At 70.4% G+C, this 16,813-nt stretch carries 11 protein-coding genes and 1 pseudogene; 4 read left to right on the plus strand and 8 right to left on the minus strand.

Annotated features, from left to right (window positions below):
- Positions 1 to 119: 119 nt before the first annotated feature.
- The gene (locus AB0L71_RS07995; protein WP_365239401.1) at positions 120 to 1,529 is read right to left on the minus strand and encodes a hypothetical protein; all 1,410 of its coding nucleotides are present in this window, start codon (positions 1,527 to 1,529) and stop codon (positions 120 to 122) included.
- A gap of 356 nt (positions 1,530 to 1,885) precedes the next feature.
- Here AB0L71_RS07995 and AB0L71_RS08000 point away from each other — a divergent pair, with 356 nt between their 5' ends.
- From AB0L71_RS08000 to AB0L71_RS08010, 3 genes are all read left to right on the plus strand, one after another.
- Positions 1,886 to 3,205, plus strand: a complete 1,320-nt coding sequence (locus tag AB0L71_RS08000) for a hypothetical protein (RefSeq protein ID WP_365239404.1) — start codon at positions 1,886 to 1,888, stop codon at positions 3,203 to 3,205.
- Positions 3,206 to 3,549: 344 nt separating this feature from the next.
- Positions 3,550 to 4,155, plus strand: coding sequence for an RNA polymerase sigma factor (locus tag AB0L71_RS08005; protein WP_365239789.1), 606 nt, complete (start codon positions 3,550 to 3,552; stop codon positions 4,153 to 4,155).
- A complete protein-coding gene (locus AB0L71_RS08010; RefSeq protein WP_365239406.1) occupies positions 4,152 to 5,213 on the plus strand; it encodes a CU044_5270 family protein in 1,062 nt (353 codons plus the stop codon). Before AB0L71_RS08005 ends, AB0L71_RS08010 begins: the two co-directional genes overlap by 4 nt.
- A 176-nt stretch (positions 5,214 to 5,389) precedes the next feature.
- On the opposite strand, the pseudogene AB0L71_RS08015 reads toward AB0L71_RS08010, so the two are convergent.
- Both AB0L71_RS08015 and AB0L71_RS08020 read right to left on the minus strand, forming a co-directional pair.
- Positions 5,390 to 6,574: pseudogene (locus AB0L71_RS08015) on the minus strand (SMI1/KNR4 family protein); the annotation flags it as partial.
- 125 nt (positions 6,575 to 6,699) lie between these two features.
- Complete coding sequence (locus AB0L71_RS08020; protein ID WP_365239409.1) at positions 6,700 to 8,304, minus strand: GMC family oxidoreductase; 1,605 nt, start codon at positions 8,302 to 8,304, stop codon at positions 6,700 to 6,702.
- 297 nt (positions 8,305 to 8,601) lie between these two features.
- On the opposite strand from AB0L71_RS08020, the gene AB0L71_RS08025 reads away from it, so the two are divergent.
- On the plus strand, positions 8,602 to 9,216 hold the full coding sequence (locus AB0L71_RS08025) for a TetR family transcriptional regulator (protein WP_365239791.1): 615 nt from the start codon (positions 8,602 to 8,604) through the stop codon (positions 9,214 to 9,216).
- Positions 9,217 to 9,277: 61 nt separating this feature from the next.
- On the opposite strand, the gene AB0L71_RS08030 is transcribed toward AB0L71_RS08025, so the two are convergent.
- The 5 genes from AB0L71_RS08030 to AB0L71_RS08050 form a co-directional block, all read right to left on the minus strand.
- Positions 9,278 to 10,768: a serine/threonine-protein kinase gene (locus tag AB0L71_RS08030; RefSeq protein ID WP_365239412.1), complete on the minus strand. Its 1,491-nt coding sequence runs from the start codon at positions 10,766 to 10,768 to the stop codon at positions 9,278 to 9,280.
- A 13-nt stretch (positions 10,769 to 10,781) separates the two neighbouring features.
- The gene (locus AB0L71_RS08035) at positions 10,782 to 11,561 is read right to left on the minus strand and encodes a serine/threonine protein kinase (RefSeq protein ID WP_365239414.1); all 780 of its coding nucleotides are present in this window, start codon (positions 11,559 to 11,561) and stop codon (positions 10,782 to 10,784) included.
- Between the two features lie 148 nt (positions 11,562 to 11,709).
- Positions 11,710 to 13,761 (minus strand): family 43 glycosylhydrolase, encoded by a 2,052-nt coding sequence (locus AB0L71_RS08040; protein WP_365239416.1) that lies wholly within the window; start codon positions 13,759 to 13,761, stop codon positions 11,710 to 11,712.
- Positions 13,762 to 13,804: 43 nt separating this feature from the next.
- Entirely contained in the window at positions 13,805 to 15,286 is a 1,482-nt protein-coding gene (locus AB0L71_RS08045) for a hypothetical protein (RefSeq protein ID WP_365239418.1), read from the minus strand.
- Positions 15,287 to 15,297: 11 nt separating this feature from the next.
- Positions 15,298 to 16,809 carry a peptidoglycan DD-metalloendopeptidase family protein gene (locus AB0L71_RS08050; RefSeq protein ID WP_365239794.1) on the minus strand — a complete coding sequence of 504 codons (1,512 nt, stop codon included), beginning with the start codon at positions 16,807 to 16,809 and terminating at the stop codon, positions 15,298 to 15,300.
- Positions 16,810 to 16,813: the final 4 nt, after the last annotated feature.

The raw sequence follows: 16,813 nt of genomic DNA on the forward strand, positions 1-16,813 counted from the left end.
CCTGGGGAGTGGGAGGGAGGTGTGGTGACTTCGTCATCGAATCCGTGGAATGCAGGGGATCCGCGACGCAAGGGGCGGATCCGTCATGCGGAATGATCCTTTCGATATGCGGCTGAGTCCTACTTGAGTGCCTTGAGGAGGCGTTCTATGCGGGCGACGGCCTTTTCGGCGGTTCCTTTGATGAATGAGCCGTCGCGGGCCTCATAGGTGAAATGGTCGTAGTTCCAGCGGTCGGGCATGTTTTTCGCGCCGCCCTCGAACATCGACATGACGAAGGTGCTGGCGAACGGTGACGCCTTGCGGACGGCATCCGCGGTGGAGGTGGACAGTTCGGGCTCCATGCCGACGAAGACGCCGCTGCCGACCTGGAACACCCACATCGGGACCTCGGTGGTACCGGTGACCGTGTAGGTGGCCGACTTCACCGGGCCGACGGGGTGGTCGGTGGTGACCCGCGTCGTGGTGAACTCGTCGGTGAGCAGCCGCAGGGTGACGTTCTTGCCGCTCTCGTAGCGCTTCACCGCCTGCGCCACCCGGACGATCTCGTTGCCGAGGCGCTCGCCCTGGGCGGTGAGCAGGGCGAACCCGGCGTCCTGGAGGTCGACGCCATAGGTCCAGCCTCTGTCCTTGTCGATGGTGTACCGCTTCGACCGGTAGCCGGGGAACTGGTCGCCGCACGCGCCGACGAGCCAGAAGCCGACGACGCCGTCGTACTCGCCCTCCACGTGGGCGATCGCGGCGCCGGCGAGGTCGGCGGTGATGGGGAGGCTGCCGTCGGACATGACGGAGTCCTGCATGACGCAGGACTGGACGTTGTAGTTGGCGAGCACGGCGATCGGGTTGCCGTCCAGGTCGTCGAACCGGGCCACGTACACCGACTTGTCCGACGGGCCCCGCTCGTTGACGCCCAGCCAGTAGCCGTCGGCGGTGAGGACGTTGCGGTTGACATTGATGTCGGCACGGCCCGTGCCGTAGCCCACCTGCGCGGGCCGCAGGTTCCTCCGCGCGTCGGCGACCGCGCTCTTCGCGGCGTCCACCATGCCCTGCACGTAGGCCGCGGCGCCCGCCGAAGAGGTGGTGGCGGCGACGTGCGGGGCGGAGAAGCAGTGGGTGACGGTGACCATGATGTCGGCGGACGCGATCCCGGTGGCGTCCGTGACGGCCTGCCGGATCAGGGCGATCGCCTCCGCGCTGATCGACGTCAGGTCCAGGACCACCAGCGCGATGCTCCGGCTGCCCGACTCGATCAGCAGGACGCGCAGACAGAGGTCGTCGTGAACGCTGGTGAAGTTGTCAAGAGGCAGGACGGAGGGGCCGGGCGTGAACACCGCCTTGCCGGCTCCCGCCTTCAGCACGGTCCCGGCGGGCGCCTTCTCCGTGCCCGCACCGGCGGGGGAGGCGGCCGCCGCCGACGGGGCCGCGCCGAGGACCGCACCCAGCGCGGTCGCCGCCGCACCGGCGGATATGAGCGAACGGCGGCTCACGCCGTCGGCGGACGACTGGCTCTCTCTCTTTCCCTGTTCAGGCATTCTCTCGTCCTTCGGATAAACGAATCACGGAAGAGTGTGCCGCATTTCCGATGGTGCCCGATTCGGAGGTGGCGGCTCGTTCCAGGTAGTACCACGGCCGACGCGCCGTCAGATGACGTGCGGAACGCAAGATAAGCGTGCGCGCCCGGTGCGGGGGCGATGACCGGGGGAAATATCCCTGTGATCGGCGAAAACAGGTGGTGCCCTTCCACAGGCCACACATGTCGCATGCACAGAAAGGACGAATTCTTATTTCGTGCGTTCCGGGGGCTTGACTGCTTCATGCGCAAGGGTGAAATTCCCAAAGGTGTCCGCAGACCGACCGGCTGCGGAGAAAATCACCAGAGGAGTCCGTTGTGGCTGACAGGAGAGCTTTCCTCGCGGCAACCGTGGGAGCCGGCCTCACGCTCGTCGGCGGAGTGGGACAGCAGGCGTCCGCGGCGACTGGAACGGGACCCGCGGCCGGCACCTCCGACGAAGGGCACATCCGGAGCGTCAGCGCCCTGACCCGGGTCTACGGCGACGGCCAGAAGTTCGTCGGCGTGGCCGTCGAATACGACAGGGAGATCCTCGGCGCAGGCCTTTCCCCGTCGACCTTCACCGTCGACGGACGGACCGTGACCGCGGTGTACGCCGCCACGACTCCGGAGCTGAGGGACGAGGGCCGGGCCCGCGACGGCAGTGGGCGCTTCGTCGTGGTCGAACTGTCCCCCGAGGACGACGGGGCGGCGCTCTGGGGCACGCGCTCCGCCGGCGGGACGCCGGTCATCCTCACCCCTTCCGCCACTCTCACCGGCACCGGCCCGGTGCGGGCGGTGGACGGACACCGCTTCCCGGCCGACAGCACACCGCGGACCACGCAGAAGGTTCACAACGCGGTCGTCGACGACTTCCGCCAACTCACCTTCCACGACCCGGAGACCGGCAGGTCCCTGGAGTACAACCTCTTCGTCCCGCGCGACTACGACCCGCGCAAGCACTACCCCCTCGTGCTGTTCATGCACGACGCGTCCGTGGTCGGAGCGCCGGTGCTCGGGCCCCTTGTGCAGGGTGTGGGCGCGATCGTCTGGGCCGGCGAGGAGGAGCAGGCGAAGCACGAGTGTCTGGTGGTCGCGCCTCAGTACCCCTCGGTCGTCGTGGAGGACGACTACCTGCCCACCGACCTCTTCGACACCACCATCCACCTGGTGGAGCACCTGACCGAGACGTATGCCGTCGACCGCCGACGCCGGTACACGACGGGCCAGTCCATGGGCGCGATGATGTCGCTCGGTTTCGGCATCCGCTACACCGACGTCTTCGCCGCCCTCTATGTCGTCGCCGGACAGTGGCCCGCCGAGCAGGCCGCGCCGCTGGCCGGGAAGAAGATGTGGGTCCACGTCTCGCAGGGGGACACCAAGGCGTTTCCCGGCGAGAACGCCATCATGGAGGTGATCGAGGCTCAAGGTGTCCGGGTTGCCACCGCCCCCGGCTGGGACGCACGGTCGACCCAGGCCGAGTTCGCCGCCGAGGTGCGCGCCGTCCTCGCGCAGAAGGCACCCGTCCAGTACACGACGTTCCTCACCGGGACCGTCGCCGGCGCCGACGGGAACCCGGGGTCGGAACACATGGGCACCTGGCGGTACGCGTACGACATCCCGGGGATCCGCGACTGGCTCTTCCGGCAGTCCCTCTGAGGAGCCGTCGACCGGCTCTCCCCGGGCGGGTGGCGCCGGACGACGCGTGGCGCTTCCCGGCTGCTCTCCTGTCACATCGATTCGCTGTTCGGACCGGATGACTCCGACCCGGTCGCTGTGCCGGACGCCGCAGTGGGTGCTGGGCTTCATCCTGATGTACCGGCCTCACCCCTTCTCGCCGATGTCGCCGGCGTGGGGGAGAGACTGGGGCCGGAGCTGTCGGCGCCGGTGACCTGGGCTGCGGGCATGGCCGTGCTTCGAGGCCATGCCCGCACGTGACGCGAGCCACAGGAACTCCTGGTGTGCCGTGGAGAGATGTAGTCGTGAGGAACTCAGAAAACGATGTGCGCCGCCGCGTGCGCCAGGGGGACCGAGAGGCGTTCGCCCAGCTGTACGAGGAGTTCGCCCGAGCCGTGTACAACCACGGGCTGCGGTTGACCGGTGACTGGTCGACAGCCGAGGAGATCATGTCCGAAACGTTCCTGACCGCGTGGCGGACTCGTGGACGCGTACACGAGGATGGCGGCTCTCTGCTGCCTTGGCTGCTGGGCATCGCCACCCACAAGGCGGACAACGCCCGCCGGGCACTGCGCAGACGCCAACTGTTCATGGCGCGTCAGCCGCAGCCGCCTGTGGAGGAGGACTTCGCGCCCCGGACGCTCGGACGCATCGACGACGCACGGCGCCTGCGTGCCGTACAGGTCGCTCTGGGCCGGCTGCGACGCCAGGAGCGGGAGGTACTGGCCCTGTGCGTGTGGTCCGGCCTGGACTACCAGCAGACTGCCGAAGCCCTGGGTATCGCCGTCGGCACCGTACGCTCCCGCCTTTCACGCGCCCGCAAGAAGCTCGCGCACCTCGCGGAAGAAGACCGGGAACCTCCCGCCTCCCGCGGAGAGATGACAAGTGCGGCCGCGATCGCGGCCCTGCCCGTACGGGAGGAGCTCATATGAACGACAGGACCACCGGCGCTTCCCCCGAGTGGAACGGCGACCGCGAGGAGATCGCTCGACTCCTCCCGGCCCCGGCCGACTGGGACCTTCCGCGCGTGCAGCACCTTCGGCACAAGGAACTGCTGATGCACCACATCGACCGAGACACAGCAACCCGGACCAGTCGGCCCCGTCGGCTGCTGCGGCCGGCGCTCCTGGCGCCCGCGACCGCGCTGACCCTGGCCTGCGCACTGGCCGCGGGAGTCGCCCTCGACGGCAGCGGCCGGGAGCCCTCCGGCACCGCCTCGCACGGTGCGGCCACGGACATGCAGCCCGCCGCGGCGCTCCTGGGCCGAATCTCCGACGCGGCGGAGGAGCGCGACACGCCCACTGTTCGGGACGACCAGTTCGTCTACACCCGGAAAAAGACCCGTGGGGCCGACCTGACCAGCGGGAAGGCCGTTCTCAGCCCCTTGCTGGACCGTGAGATGTGGGCCGCGCAGGACCCGGCGCCCCTGCAGAAGCTCGGCCTGATCCGGGAGGACGGCAAGACCTTCCCCCTCAACGCCGAATTCGGTGACACCGATGGCACCCCGGCCGGCATCGACCGACCCACCTACGCATGGCTCAGCTCACTGCCCACCGACCCCGACCGACTGCTGGCCCAGCTGTACGCCGAGACGCCGCAGGCCGAGGGCCGGGAACGTGACCAGGCGGTGTTCGAGCAGATCGGGTCCCTGCTCGGCGGGGTGATGCCGCCCCGTACGGCCGCCGCTCTCTACCGGGCCGCGGCGAAGATCCCCGGCGTCACCCCGGCTCCGCAGGCCCGTGACGCGATCGGCCGGCGGGGCCTCGGCATCGCCCGTGACGACACGCGCCATGGCATCCGGACCGAGTGGGTCTTCGACGAAAAGGACTTCTCGTTCCTCGGCTCCCGTAGTCGTCTGACCAAGGACACCTCGTACGGAAAGACCGGAACGCTGCTGTCAAGCGAGGCCGAGCTGGAACTCGCCGTCGTCGACAAGGCCGGTCAAGAGCCCGCGGACGCGGGGCGGACGCGGGGCGAACCGCGGAGCTGACGGTCCTTGAGGTTCTTGAGGGCATCGAACATGCGTGATCACCTGATGCTCGGACAACGAGTTGTCGACCCTGCCCTCTGCTGTGCGATCGTCGACGGTCAGGTGCTGCTCCGGATCGGCGGTTCCGTTGGCCAAGAAGCGGATGCCGTCCACGATCAGCCGGGCATGGACATCGCCTGCCTGCCCCTCGGAGTGGAGAGCAGCTCGCGGCCCCGCTCCGGGGTCAGCAGCGGCCCGAGCACGGGGTCGGCCACCCATCCCAGCGGCGCCAGATGGTCCGGTCCCAGCGGTTCCCACAGGGGCAGAGCAATCACGAGCGCCCGCCATGCACTGTCGGTCTCTCCTCGTTGCGCCAGCTCCCGCGCCCGCTCGACCGCTTCCCCGAACGGTCCGGCCGCCGTGTACCGGTAGGTGCCCTGGCGCACCTGATCCAGCGTCGTGTAAGCCAGTGACACCAGGTCGTCATCGGCGCCGCGCAGATGGAACATCAGCGTGGAGTCGTCCCGACAGGGGTCCGCCGCGTGCCCGGCTACCAAAGCAGGCAGCAACTCGGGCGCGTACCGCGGGTCCGTCACCATGTGTGTGAAGTACACCCTGGAGGTCTGTCCGAGCAGACGACGTATCTGATCAGCCAGCCCGGTGGCCCGCGGCCGGCCGTACTCCTTCGCCTCGTCCAGCTTCTTCTCGGCCCGTTCCCAGCCGCCGCGCAGCGCCTCCAGTCGGGCCTCCTCCACCAGGCCGTCCAGCTTGCGTGTCGTGTCGTTCTCGAACACCGGCTTCCCGTCGACGGGTTGCGCCTGCAGGCTGTGGAACTCGCGGTGCATGCCCCGCATGAACGCGAGAAAGCTCGCGTGCCGCTCGGGTGGCGCGCCGTGCCAGCTCGCCCATGTGTACACGGCCCACTCACCGTCCTCGTCCACCTCCTCGGGATCAAGGAGGACGTAGGTGACGTCGGACTTGACGTCGAGCTGGAGCCCGCGCCGCCAGAGGTCCCCCTCCCACCGCTCCTCCGGGTCGGCGTCCTCGTCCAGGTATTCCTCGCACACGTCCGCGAGTCCCAACTCGTTGTTGTGCCAACGCGCGTCCTTGGTCCCCGCCAGCAGCCACACGAACCCACCCGCGTGCCGCCACCCGTCACTGACCATGAGGAACTCCCGGTACGACGGGGGCATCCGTCGGCCGAGACGCTCCTCCATGGCTGCGATCCGCTCCTCGGACGCGGACGGGAACCCCAGCCAACGTGCCTCCCGGGCGGCCTCGTCGTCCTTGCTCAGCGTCTTTCCGTCCGGCAGGGAATCCGCCCACTCCTCGCTCCACCTGAGCAGGAAGGAACGCCAGTCGAATGCCGTGGTGTTCGTCATGTGTCCCATGCTGCCGCCCACCACTGACATGGGCGGCGACACGTGGGTCCGGTCGTCGTGGCTCACCCACCGAATGACGCCCTGCCAAGCTGTTCAGAGGGTCGGGGGTGTTCCTCGTACATCGGTCAGATGACGGTGTCGATGTCGTGCTCGACGATGGCGTCCATCGCACGTTCCGCCACGGCGGCGATGGTCATCGACGGGTTGCAGGCACCGGTCGTGCCGGGGATCAGCGCACCGTCGAGGACATAGAGACCGCGCTGGCCCAGAACGCGGCCCTCCAGGTCGCAGACGGTGCCCATCGGTGCTCCGCCCAGCGGGTGCCAGGTGCTGTTGACCAGGGCGTTCGTGTCCGTGAGGACGCCGAGTCCCTTGGACACCTCGGTGACGCGGCGCTGGATGTTCCGGTGACTGGCGGCGTCACCGCCCGAGGGCCAGTACAGCGACACGGTGTCGGTGGAGGCGTCGTAGCGGAACCGGCCCCGGTCGGCGCTCACACCGAAGCCGACCAGCATGGTCGTGCGCGCGTTGATGCCGAGCGGCGGGAGCGACGCCTGGATGATCGTGTTCGCGGTGGAGGGGTCATCCCACGCCTTGCTGCCGTAGACGACCGGGCCCCCTTGCTCGGCCCCGAAGTCCTCCTGGAGGTTCGTCCAGGTGTAGATGCGGTCGCCGTTGGTCCCCCAGCCCTCGCCGAGACCGTCGGGCAGATCGGGGATGGCGCCGGTGGCCCCCGCGCGGACCAGGAGCTTGCTGGTGTTGATGCTTCCGGCCGCCATGATCAGGGCGCGGGTGGAGAGGATCTTCTGCTCCATGAGGGTGCCCGCATCGTCGGTGCGGTCGACCCGCACCTCCCAGCGGCCGTCGGCCGCCAGCGCGACGGACGTGACGTTGTGGTGGGTTTCCACGGAGACGTTCCCCGTCGCCTCGGCCTGCCGGAGGTAGGTCACGTCGACGGAGTTCTTGCCACCGTTGTTGACGCCGAGAGCACAGTCCCCGTTGGTGTAGGACGGCTTCATCTCCCCGCGCAGCTCGGCCAGGGCGTAGTCCCAGTCGATGGGCATCGGGATCTTCTCCAGGCCGAACCCGGCCCTGCGCACCCGCTCGGCGAAGACCCGCGCCGCGTAGTAGGGGGAGGTGTTGATCAGTTCGTCGGGTGCCGTCGCCACCCTGAGCATGTCGGCGACGCGGGGGTAGTGGATCTCGTTCATGCGCCGGTAGTCGAGCTCCTGGGGTAGCCAGGTATTGAACACCGCCTCCGACGGCTGCAGCGTCATGCCTTGGTAGACGAGTGATCCGCCGCCGACCCCGGCCGCGCAGACACCCAGGATGTTCTGCCCGAGTATCGGCTCCAGGAGGCCCACGTAGGGCGCGAAGTCCATTGGTTTGCCGATGAGTTGGGCGAGTGGCCGGACGGCTTCGGGAAGGGTGCCGTACCAGAGCATCCGCTGGTCGAGGCTGGTCGCGTGGGGGAAGGTCTCCGCGTTCGGCCCGGTGGGCCATCGCCGGCCGCGTTCCAGTACGGTCACCGGCACGCCGGCCTGCGCCAGTCGCAGCGCGGCCACGCCGCCGCCGAAGCCTGAGCCGATGATGACCACCCGGTGTTCCTCCCGGGTCAGTCCTACCTGGGCCGGTGCGACCGTTGCTGCGGCGGCGGGCGCCCGTAGGAGACCTGCGGCTGTGATTCCCGCGGCACCGGTGAGCAGGGCGCGTCTGCTGGGATGGGGCATGAGCGGCTCCTGAAGAGGGGGATGGAGCGCCGTCCGATGGGGGTGGCCGTCCGAACTGCCCAGGCGGGAAAGGTGATCGGTGGTCGATGTCGCCTGAACTTTGCGGCCGTTACGCACCAAGTGCGGTGCAGAACACCGCTGTTACTAGTTGGTCACTTACGGCAGAGTAAGTCTGTGCGTCACTCAGTGACAAGACGTCTGTATGTGTCATTTTCGAATGGCTCGCTATGCTGCGGTGACAGGCACGGAGAGCGGGGGACGACGGTGGGCGAGGCGCCAACCGCGATGCGCGGGGCGATGGTTCAGGAAGACGGCAGGCCCTTGCTCGCCGAACGGCGCAAGGCGGCTCTCCGCTTCGAGATCGCTACCGAGGCCGTCCGGCTGTTCGCCCGGCAGGGCGTCACCGGCACCACCGGCGAGCAGATCGCCCAAGCCGTGGGCATTTCCTCCCGCACCCTGTGGCGCCACTTCCCCAGCAAGGAGAGCTGCGTCCTGCCGCTGCTCTCCGCAGGGCTCGAATGCGTCGTGGCCCAACTGCGCCACTGGCCGCAGGACATGAGCTTGCTGGACTTCGTCCTGGAGTCCCTGCGGGCCTGCGAGCTGCCGTCCGTCGCTCCCGTCACGCTCGACCTGATCCGTATGACCACCACCGACCCGGCGCTGCGCTCCGTCTGGCTCCAGGCCCACGACGACGCCCTGCCCGTCCTCGGCCAACTCCTCGCCCGGCGTTCCGGAGGCAGCCCCGACGACCTCCGGATCAAGGTGCACGCGGCGACCATCAACGGCGCACTGCGCGCGGCCTCGGAGGACTTCGCCCACCGGTACGCGGAGGACCCCGGCGCGGCGGGCACCGAAATCGCCACCTGCCTTCTTACTGCCCTGCGCGCCGCTGCGGAGGGCCTGCCCTACTGATCCCTGGGGGAGCGCGGCCTTCGTCCCTGCCCGGTGCCGGGCGTACCGTGCCGCACGCCCACTACAGCGGGTCGCAGTCCGGGAGAGTCGGGCGGTCCTTCGTGCGGACGGCAGGCAGCCAGGCCGTGGCCGGAACCTTCGCGCCGGGGACGCGGATCCGGAACCAGATGGTGGACCGGCGGTCCTGCTCGTCGAGGATCGGCAGCCCGGAGGCCAGCCGGCACTCCGCCTCCAGGACGTCGCCGTGCCACACCCGGGTGGGCACGACGTTCTCGGTGGTGTAGGGATGCCGCGGGTCGATCGCGAGGCCCAGGCTGCAATGAAGGTCGCGGTCGTGACGATCCTGGCAGTCCTGCTCGGCGTTGAACACCCTTACCTGGGCGGGGTTTTCGGGGGTCCCCTGGAGGGCTGCGGAGCCGTTGCCGGTTCCGTTCCCTGCCGCGTACGCCCAGAGCGCGGCGGTGGACGCGCACCCGAGGGCGGCGAGGATCACGGCGGTGCGCGCACGCAGGCGGGGACGGGAGCGGGCACGGTTGCGGGGGCCGGGGCGGTGGGTCCGGAGACCGGCCTCGTGGGCCCGGATGCGTTCGAGGATGTGCTCGGCGGTGTGCGGGGCGCGGGCCGCGTGGGTGGGGGACAGGCAGTCGGCGGCGAGAGTGCGCCAGAAGGCGGGGACGGCGCTGTCCATCCGCAAGGGTGCCCCGCCCGCGGCGTACTCCTGCACGGCGGCCCTGCGCGCCGACGGCGTGGCGCCGGGGAACGGCAGGGCGCCGTGTGCGAACACTTCGTGGACGATGATGCCGAGCGCCCAGAGGTCGGCGCTGGGCCGCACCTGGACGCCGCGTTCCGCGAGGGGCTCCTGCCATCGCTCGGGCGGGAGGTAGTCGAGGGTGCCCATCGGGGCGGTCCAACCGTGGGTGCCGGTCAGCTCGATGGCGAGGCCGAAGTCCGAGAGCCGTACTTCGCCGTCCCGCCCGACGAGGATGTTCTCGGGCTTGAGGTCGGTGTGCACCCAGCCGCTTCGGTGCAGATGGGCGAGGCCCTCCACGATGCCGGTGACGAGCCGGGTGCCCTCGTCCTCGGTGATGCCGGCGGCAAGCAGCTCGCGCAGGCTGCACCGGGCTCGCTCCATGACGAGGACGATCGCATGGTCGAGGGACGGCCGGTCGGGAGTGCTGAGGACCAGGGAGTCGAGGAGCCGGACGAGCCGGGGATGGCCGGCCCTGCGGCCGAGATCGATCTCGCGGTGGGCTGCCTCGGCCACGCTGCGGGCCTGCCGGGGTGCGAGTCCGGCGGTCGGCATGACCTTGAGCGCGACCTCGTCCCCGTCCGCCGGGTTGGGCGGGGCGTCTGCCGCGTGGTCTGCCTCGTCCGCAGGGTCCGCCGGGCCGTCTGTCGCGCGGCCCGGAGCCCGGTTTGCCGCGCGTCCGGCGTAGACGGTGGCCCAGCCGCCCGCGCCGATCGGTTCGCCGACGATCCAGGGGCCGATCCGGTGGCCCTCCGGCAGGAGTTCGGGTCCACCGCTGTCGCCCGGCGCAGTGTGGTCGTGCACCGTCACCGCCGCCCTACCGATCGCGCTTGGCCGGCTCGGTGCGCGGCGGCAGGAGGTCGAGGTGCTCCTCCCGTGCGAGCCCGAACTTCAGCGCGATCCCGACGACGGCCTCGCGCTTGCCGTTGCGGCGGTCGGCGCGGGCTGTACCGTCCGCGGCAGCCGGAACGCCGATCCGTAGCTTCTCGTCGGCGAGGTAGTCGATGTGCGCACTGACCGCACGGGCCGTGAGCCTGGCGCAGCCGGCATGGCCCCGGAGCCGCTCGACGACCTCGGGTGTGGTCGGCACGGCGACCGGTGAACGATCGCGCAGCCAGGGCTCGCAGAGCGCGACGAGCACCAGGAAGTAGGTGGCGGTCTCGTCTAGGGAGTAGGCCGTGACGGTATGGCTCTCCCACGAGCCGTCGCCGATCGCCTGCGGGTCCAGATAGATGTGGTCGGGCGCGAACACCTGGAAGCGGACCGGGGTGTCACGGCGGGACGGCAGCACCACCCGGGAGAGCTCGAACGGGATCGGCGCCCCGACCCGGCGCGGCGGGACGCGCAGGTACTCGCCCGCGCCCTCCGGGTTCTCCACCAGATAGCTGTGGGTGGTGCTGAGATTGCTGAGCTGCCAGTGGTCCTCCGTGGCGCGGATCTCCCCGGCCAAGCGGGACACCGCCTCGTCGCCGAGGCGGAGTTCGACCGGTGTGCGCGCCGAGCCGCGGCCGAACCGGATGCGCTCCCCGGGGCCGATCCGCAGGGTCACCGCGTCACTGCCGCCCCCCTCCGGCAGGTGCACGACAATTCCGCTCACTGTTCCCCCATCCGGCGCGCCGACCACCGTTGCCCGACGGACGAACGTTACCCCGTGTGCGCGGAGTGATTCATGGAGTGGCAGGGGTCTTTACGGTGCGGTGATGAAGCCGGACGGCAGTCGGGCACCGGGTGTGGGCGGACGCCGATCAGGGCGGCGTCGCCCGCGCGGAGAAGGGCTGGGCCGGGGCGCCGGAGAGAACGGCCGCCACAGCGCGGTCACCGAACGCCGCCCAGGGTCGCCACGCGCTGCTGGGCTGTTCCTGGACCCGGGTGCGCACCTGCCCGTCGGCGGTGACCGCGAACAGATGGAGACGGCCGGTGGCGTCGGCGGCGGCCGACGGTCCGGCGGCGAGCACGACGCCGGGCTCGGTGAAGTCCTCCGCGGCGTCCCAGGTGCCGCCCGGCGCGAGCTGCCAGCGGTGGTCGAGCCGCTCACCGCCGGGGGCGAGCGTGAAGCCCTCCAGCCGGCCGTCGGCGCTGGGGACGAGCAGCGGGGCCGCCGTCGACCAGCCGAACAGTGGCTGCCAGTCGTCCCACCCGCCGCTCGGAACCGACTGGCGCCGCTGGAAGGCGGCCACGCCGGAGGGGGCGATCGCGGAGACGGTGAGCCGCCCGCTGCCGTCGCGGGTCACGCGCGGGGCCGTGCCGGCCGGAGTGCCGAACGGGTTCCACGGGGCCCAGTCGCCGCCCGGCGTCTCCTGCCAGCGGTGCAGGAGCGCGGCGCCGCCGGGCGCGAGCACGAACACCTCCAGGCGCCCGTCCGCGTTGACCCCGACGACCGGCGGGGCACCGGCCGGGCCGCCGAAGCCCGCGTCCCACGGGTCCCAGGTCAGCGCCCCGGGCGACCACTGGCGGCGTCGCGCGACCAGGGTGCCGCCGGGGCTCAGCGCAAAGACCTCCAGGCGGCCGTCGGCGTTACGGGCGACGGCGGGCGCGGCACCGGCCGGACCGCCGAACTCCTCCCAGTCGTACCAAGTGCCGTCCGGCCGCTGGACCCTGTGGTGCAGATTGGTGCCGCCGGGGGCGAGCGAGAACACCTCCAGGCGGCCGTTGGTGTTGCGGCCGAGCGTGGGGACGGCACCCGCCGGACCGCCGAACTCCTCCCAGTCCGACCAGGTGTCGGTGTCCGGGTCGAGCTGGACCCGCCGCAGCATCGAGTGGTCCACGGCGTCGAGCGCGAACACGGTCAGACGGCCCTGGACGTCCAGGGCGGCGACCGGGTTGTCCGGGCTCTGCCACACGGGCGGGGTGTCCTGCCAGTACAGCGGCGCCAGCGAGAGCCCGCGGCGGAACCAGCCGGCGGCGCTCGCGTACCAGTTCTCCCCGTCGGTGACCGGCTCGACCGCGTGACCGGGCACATGGCCCGCGTACCCGTCGAGGGTGAAGCTGAACGGGTCGCGGGAAGCGAGCACATCGGTGCCCTCGTAGCCGCCGCGCGGTCCGATGAACAGGTGGTACCAACCGTCCCGTTCGACGACGTACGGCGACTCGGTGACGGAGACACCGGTGGCGGTGGTGCTCTCGTCGGTGAACGCGATGCCGGGCTCGCTCCAGTTCAGCAGGTCGGTGGAGCGGCGGTGGCAGACGAGGTGGCGCCGGTCGGTGGTGGACTCCTCGGTGTAGTACATGACCCACTCGGTGCCGATCCGCGCCACCATGGGGTCGCGCGCCGCTGAGCCCCGGAACAGGGGGCCGGACGGGAGACGGGTCCAGGTGAACAGGTCGGTGGAGGTGGCCAGGTTGATCGCGGCCCCGTCGCTGCCGCCTGCGGCGTAGAACATCCAGTAGGTGCCGTTCGCCTCGATGACGTGTGGCGCCCAGAGGTGTTCCTCGCCGTGGTACGCCGGATCGGCGGTCAGTGCGTCGGCATGGGTGGTCCAGGGGCCGTACGGGTCGGGGGCCGAGGCGTGTGCGAAGGCGGTCTCGGCGGCGCTGTCCGGGGCCTCGCCGGGGGTGGCGCTGTCGCCGACGATGGAGAACAGGTGCCAGCGGCCGTTCGCCCGGATGAGGGTGTGGTCGTTGAGGTAGCGGCGCCGGCCGGGGAGGGACGGATCGTACACGGGCGTGAAAGGCCCGGCGCCGACCCACTGAGGGGACGCGAGGGTGGCGGCGAAGGCGGCGCCACGGCCCAGGAGCGGGAGCGCGAGCGCTCCCGCTCCGGCCGCACGCAGCAGGCGCCGCCTGCTGATCGGATGCATGACTCTTCTCCGGAAGGGACCCTGGCGGGTCAGTTGGCCTGGGTCAGTTGACGGCGGGACCCGACGTGGAGTTCAGCCAGGCCCAGTCGGACCAGGTCGAGAAGCCCGTCTGCCACTTGTGATAGACACCGGCGCTGCTGGTGCCGAAGACCTCGATGCGGCCGTCGGCGTTCGCCGTGGCGGTGACCTCCGTACCACCGGTACCAAAGGTCTCCCACTGGCCGTACGGGGCGTTCACCCCGGTCTGCCAGAGGTGCTGCGCCACACTGCCGTTGATCGCGAACACCTCGACCCGGCCATCGGGCGACCGCTCGCTGGTGACCTGGGAGTCGGCGGGGCCGCCGGTGGGTTCCCAGTCGGACCACGTGGTCAGGCTCGTCTGGTACTTGTGGAAGACACCGACCGGGCCGGAGGCGAACACCTCCAGGCGTCCGTCCTGGTTGTGGTCCAGGGTCAGGTCATGGCCTCCACCGCCGAAGTTCTCCCAGGCCGACCAGCCGCCATTGACCGCGGTCTGGAACAGGTGCTGGAAGACGTCCCCGTTGAGCGCGAAGACTTCGAGGCGTCCGTCCGAGGACTTCTCCATCTCGATCCGGCTGTTGGCCGGTCCGCCGCCGGCCGACTCCCAGTCGGACCAGCCGCTGCTGGGCGCAGTCTGGTACTTGTGGAAGATTCCGACCGGGCCCGAGGCGAAGACTTCGAGGCGTCCGTCGCCGTTGGCGCCGACGGCGATGTCCTTGCCGCCGCCGCCGAAGCTCTCCCAGCCCGACCACTGGCCGGAGGGGGCGAGCTGGTAGAGGTGCTGGAAGACGTTGCCGTTGATGGCGAAGAGCTCGAGGCGCCCGTCCGCGTTCGGGCCGATCGCCAGTTCCGCTCCGCCCGGCCCGCCGAGGGACTCCCAGTCGGACCAGCTTCCGTTGACGCTGGTCTGCCAGGCGTGGTGGACGCCGTTGGTCCCGGCCGCGAAGACTTCCAGGCGGCCGTCCGCGGACCGGGCCGACACCACCCGGCCCGACTCCGCCGGATACACCAGCGGTCCGGGACCGGGCTCGTGGTGGCCGAGCCGGTCCACCGCGGCTTGCGCCTCATCCATGTGCCCCCAGTGCAGGCCCGCGTTGTAGGTGGACCAGGGCTGCCAGTTCGTACCGCCGGAGGAGATCGTGAAGGCGGCATTGGCGTTGCACTGGGCGTCGTAGGCGCAGGCGTCGTTGACCTCGGGATGCCAGTAGTCGTTGATCTGCCACAGGCCGCGGTCCCGCGACGGGGGCGTGTTGTTCGTGGTGTTGGTTATCGACGGATCGCAGCCGGACTCCGCGAGTGCGACGGCGACGGCGGTCACCAGGCCGTCGCCGCGGAAGCCCGCGTTGTAGCCGACCTCGGCGCACAGGTCGCTCGAAGCCGCGTAGGCCGGTGAGGCGCCGACGAAGACTCCTGCCGTGAGCAGCAACGAGACCAGCGCCGACAGGATGACGCGGTGGGGCGCTCTTCGGGCCCGCCGCACCGTGTGCAGCTGTTCCTTTGTCACCTGCTGTCTCCTCAGTTGACGGCGGGGCCGGAGGTGGAGTTGAGCCAGGCCCAGTCGGACCAGGTCGCAAAGCCGGTCTGCCACTTGTGGTAGACACCGGCGCTGCTGGTGCCGAAGACCTCGATGCGGCCGTCGGCGTTCGCCGTGGCGGTGACTTCCGTGCCGCCGGTGCCGAAGGTCTCCCACTGGCTGTAGGGCGCGTTGAGGCCGGTCTGCCAGAGGTGCTGCGCCACGCTGCCGTTGATCGCGAACACCTCGACCCGGCCGTCCGCGGTCCGCTGGCTCGTGAGCTGGGAGTCGGCGGGGCCGCCGGTGGGTTCCCAGTCGGACCAAGTGGTCAGGCTCGTCTGGTACTTGTGGAAGACGCCGACGGGGCCGGAGGCGAAGACCTCGAGGCGTCCGTCCTGGTTGTGGTCCAGGGTCAGGTCGTGTCCGCCGCCGCCGAAGTTCTCCCAGGCCGACCAGCCGCCGTTGACGGCGGTCTGGAACAGGTGCTGGAAGGTGTCGCTGTTGAGGGCGAAGACTTCGAGGCGTCCGTCCGGGGACTTCTCCATCTCGATCCGGCTGTTGGCCGGTCCGCCGCCGGCTGACTCCCAGTCGGACCAGCCGCTGCTGGGAGCGGTCTGGTACTTGTGGAAGATTCCGACGGGGCCGGAGGCGAAGACTTCGAGGCGTCCGTCGCTGTTGGCGCCGACGGCGATGTCCTTGCCGCCGCCGCCGAAGTTCTCCCAGCCGGACCATTGGCCGGATGGGGCGAGTTGGTAGAGGTGTTGGAAGACATTGCCGTTGATGGCGAAGAGTTCGAGGCGCCCGTCGGCGTTGGGTCCGATCGCGAGCTCCGCTCCGCCGGGACCGCCGAGGGACTCCCAGTCGGACCAGCCGCCGTTGACGCTGGTCTGCCAGGCGTGGTGGACGCCGTTGGCCCCGGCCGCGAAGACTTCCAGGCGGCCGTCCGCGGACCGGGCCGACACCACCCGGCCCGACTCCGCCGGATACACCAGCGGAGTGGGGCGGGGCCCCGTGCCTGGGGTGCAGGGCAACACCACGCCGTGGTCGGCGAGGTACGGCTCCGGGTCGATGGCGTACGAGGTGGACGGGTCTCCCCAGATGCGCAGATGGAGGTGGGGGCCGGTCGACTCGCCTTCGGAGCCCATCAGGGCGATCTGCTGACCGGCCACGACGTGGTCGCCGACGAAGACGTCCCGCTCGTACATGTGCCCGTACTCGGAGATCCTCCCGTCGGAGTGCTGGATGCGGATCCACTGGCCGTAGCCGTCGGCGCTGCCGGAATGGGTCACCTCGCCGTCGCCCACGGCATAGATCGGAGTGCCGTAGTCGTTGGCGATGTCGACGCCGTTGTGCGCGCTGCTGTAGTGCTGGGACACATAGCCGGAGGCCGGGCACGCCGCGGTGAAATCAGCCGCCTGGGCGGTGGTCGGCGAAACGAGTACCAGTCCGGGTGCCAGGGCCGCGGTCGCGGCGAGCAGGACGCGCAGCGCGCGTCGGCGGAGTGAGAGTGACAGTGAC

Source organism: Streptomyces sp. NPDC052052 (assembly GCF_040680455.1).
GTDB lineage: Bacteria > Actinomycetota > Actinomycetes > Streptomycetales > Streptomycetaceae > Streptomyces.

What these genes read in the sequence shown, in the direction of transcription:
- AB0L71_RS07995 (WP_365239401.1), bottom strand. Translation starts at nt 1,529, where the DNA reads ATGCCTGAACAGGGAAAGAGAGAGAGCCAGTCGTCCGCCGACGGCGTG.
- AB0L71_RS08040 (WP_365239416.1), bottom strand. Translation starts at nt 13,761, where the DNA reads ATGCATCCGATCAGCAGGCGGCGCCTGCTGCGTGCGGCCGGAGCGGGA.
- AB0L71_RS08025 (WP_365239791.1), top strand. Translation starts at nt 8,602, where the DNA reads ATGGTTCAGGAAGACGGCAGGCCCTTGCTCGCCGAACGGCGCAAGGCG.
- AB0L71_RS08020 (WP_365239409.1), bottom strand. Translation starts at nt 8,304, where the DNA reads ATGCCCCATCCCAGCAGACGCGCCCTGCTCACCGGTGCCGCGGGAATC.
- AB0L71_RS08010 (WP_365239406.1), top strand. Translation starts at nt 4,152, where the DNA reads ATGAACGACAGGACCACCGGCGCTTCCCCCGAGTGGAACGGCGACCGC.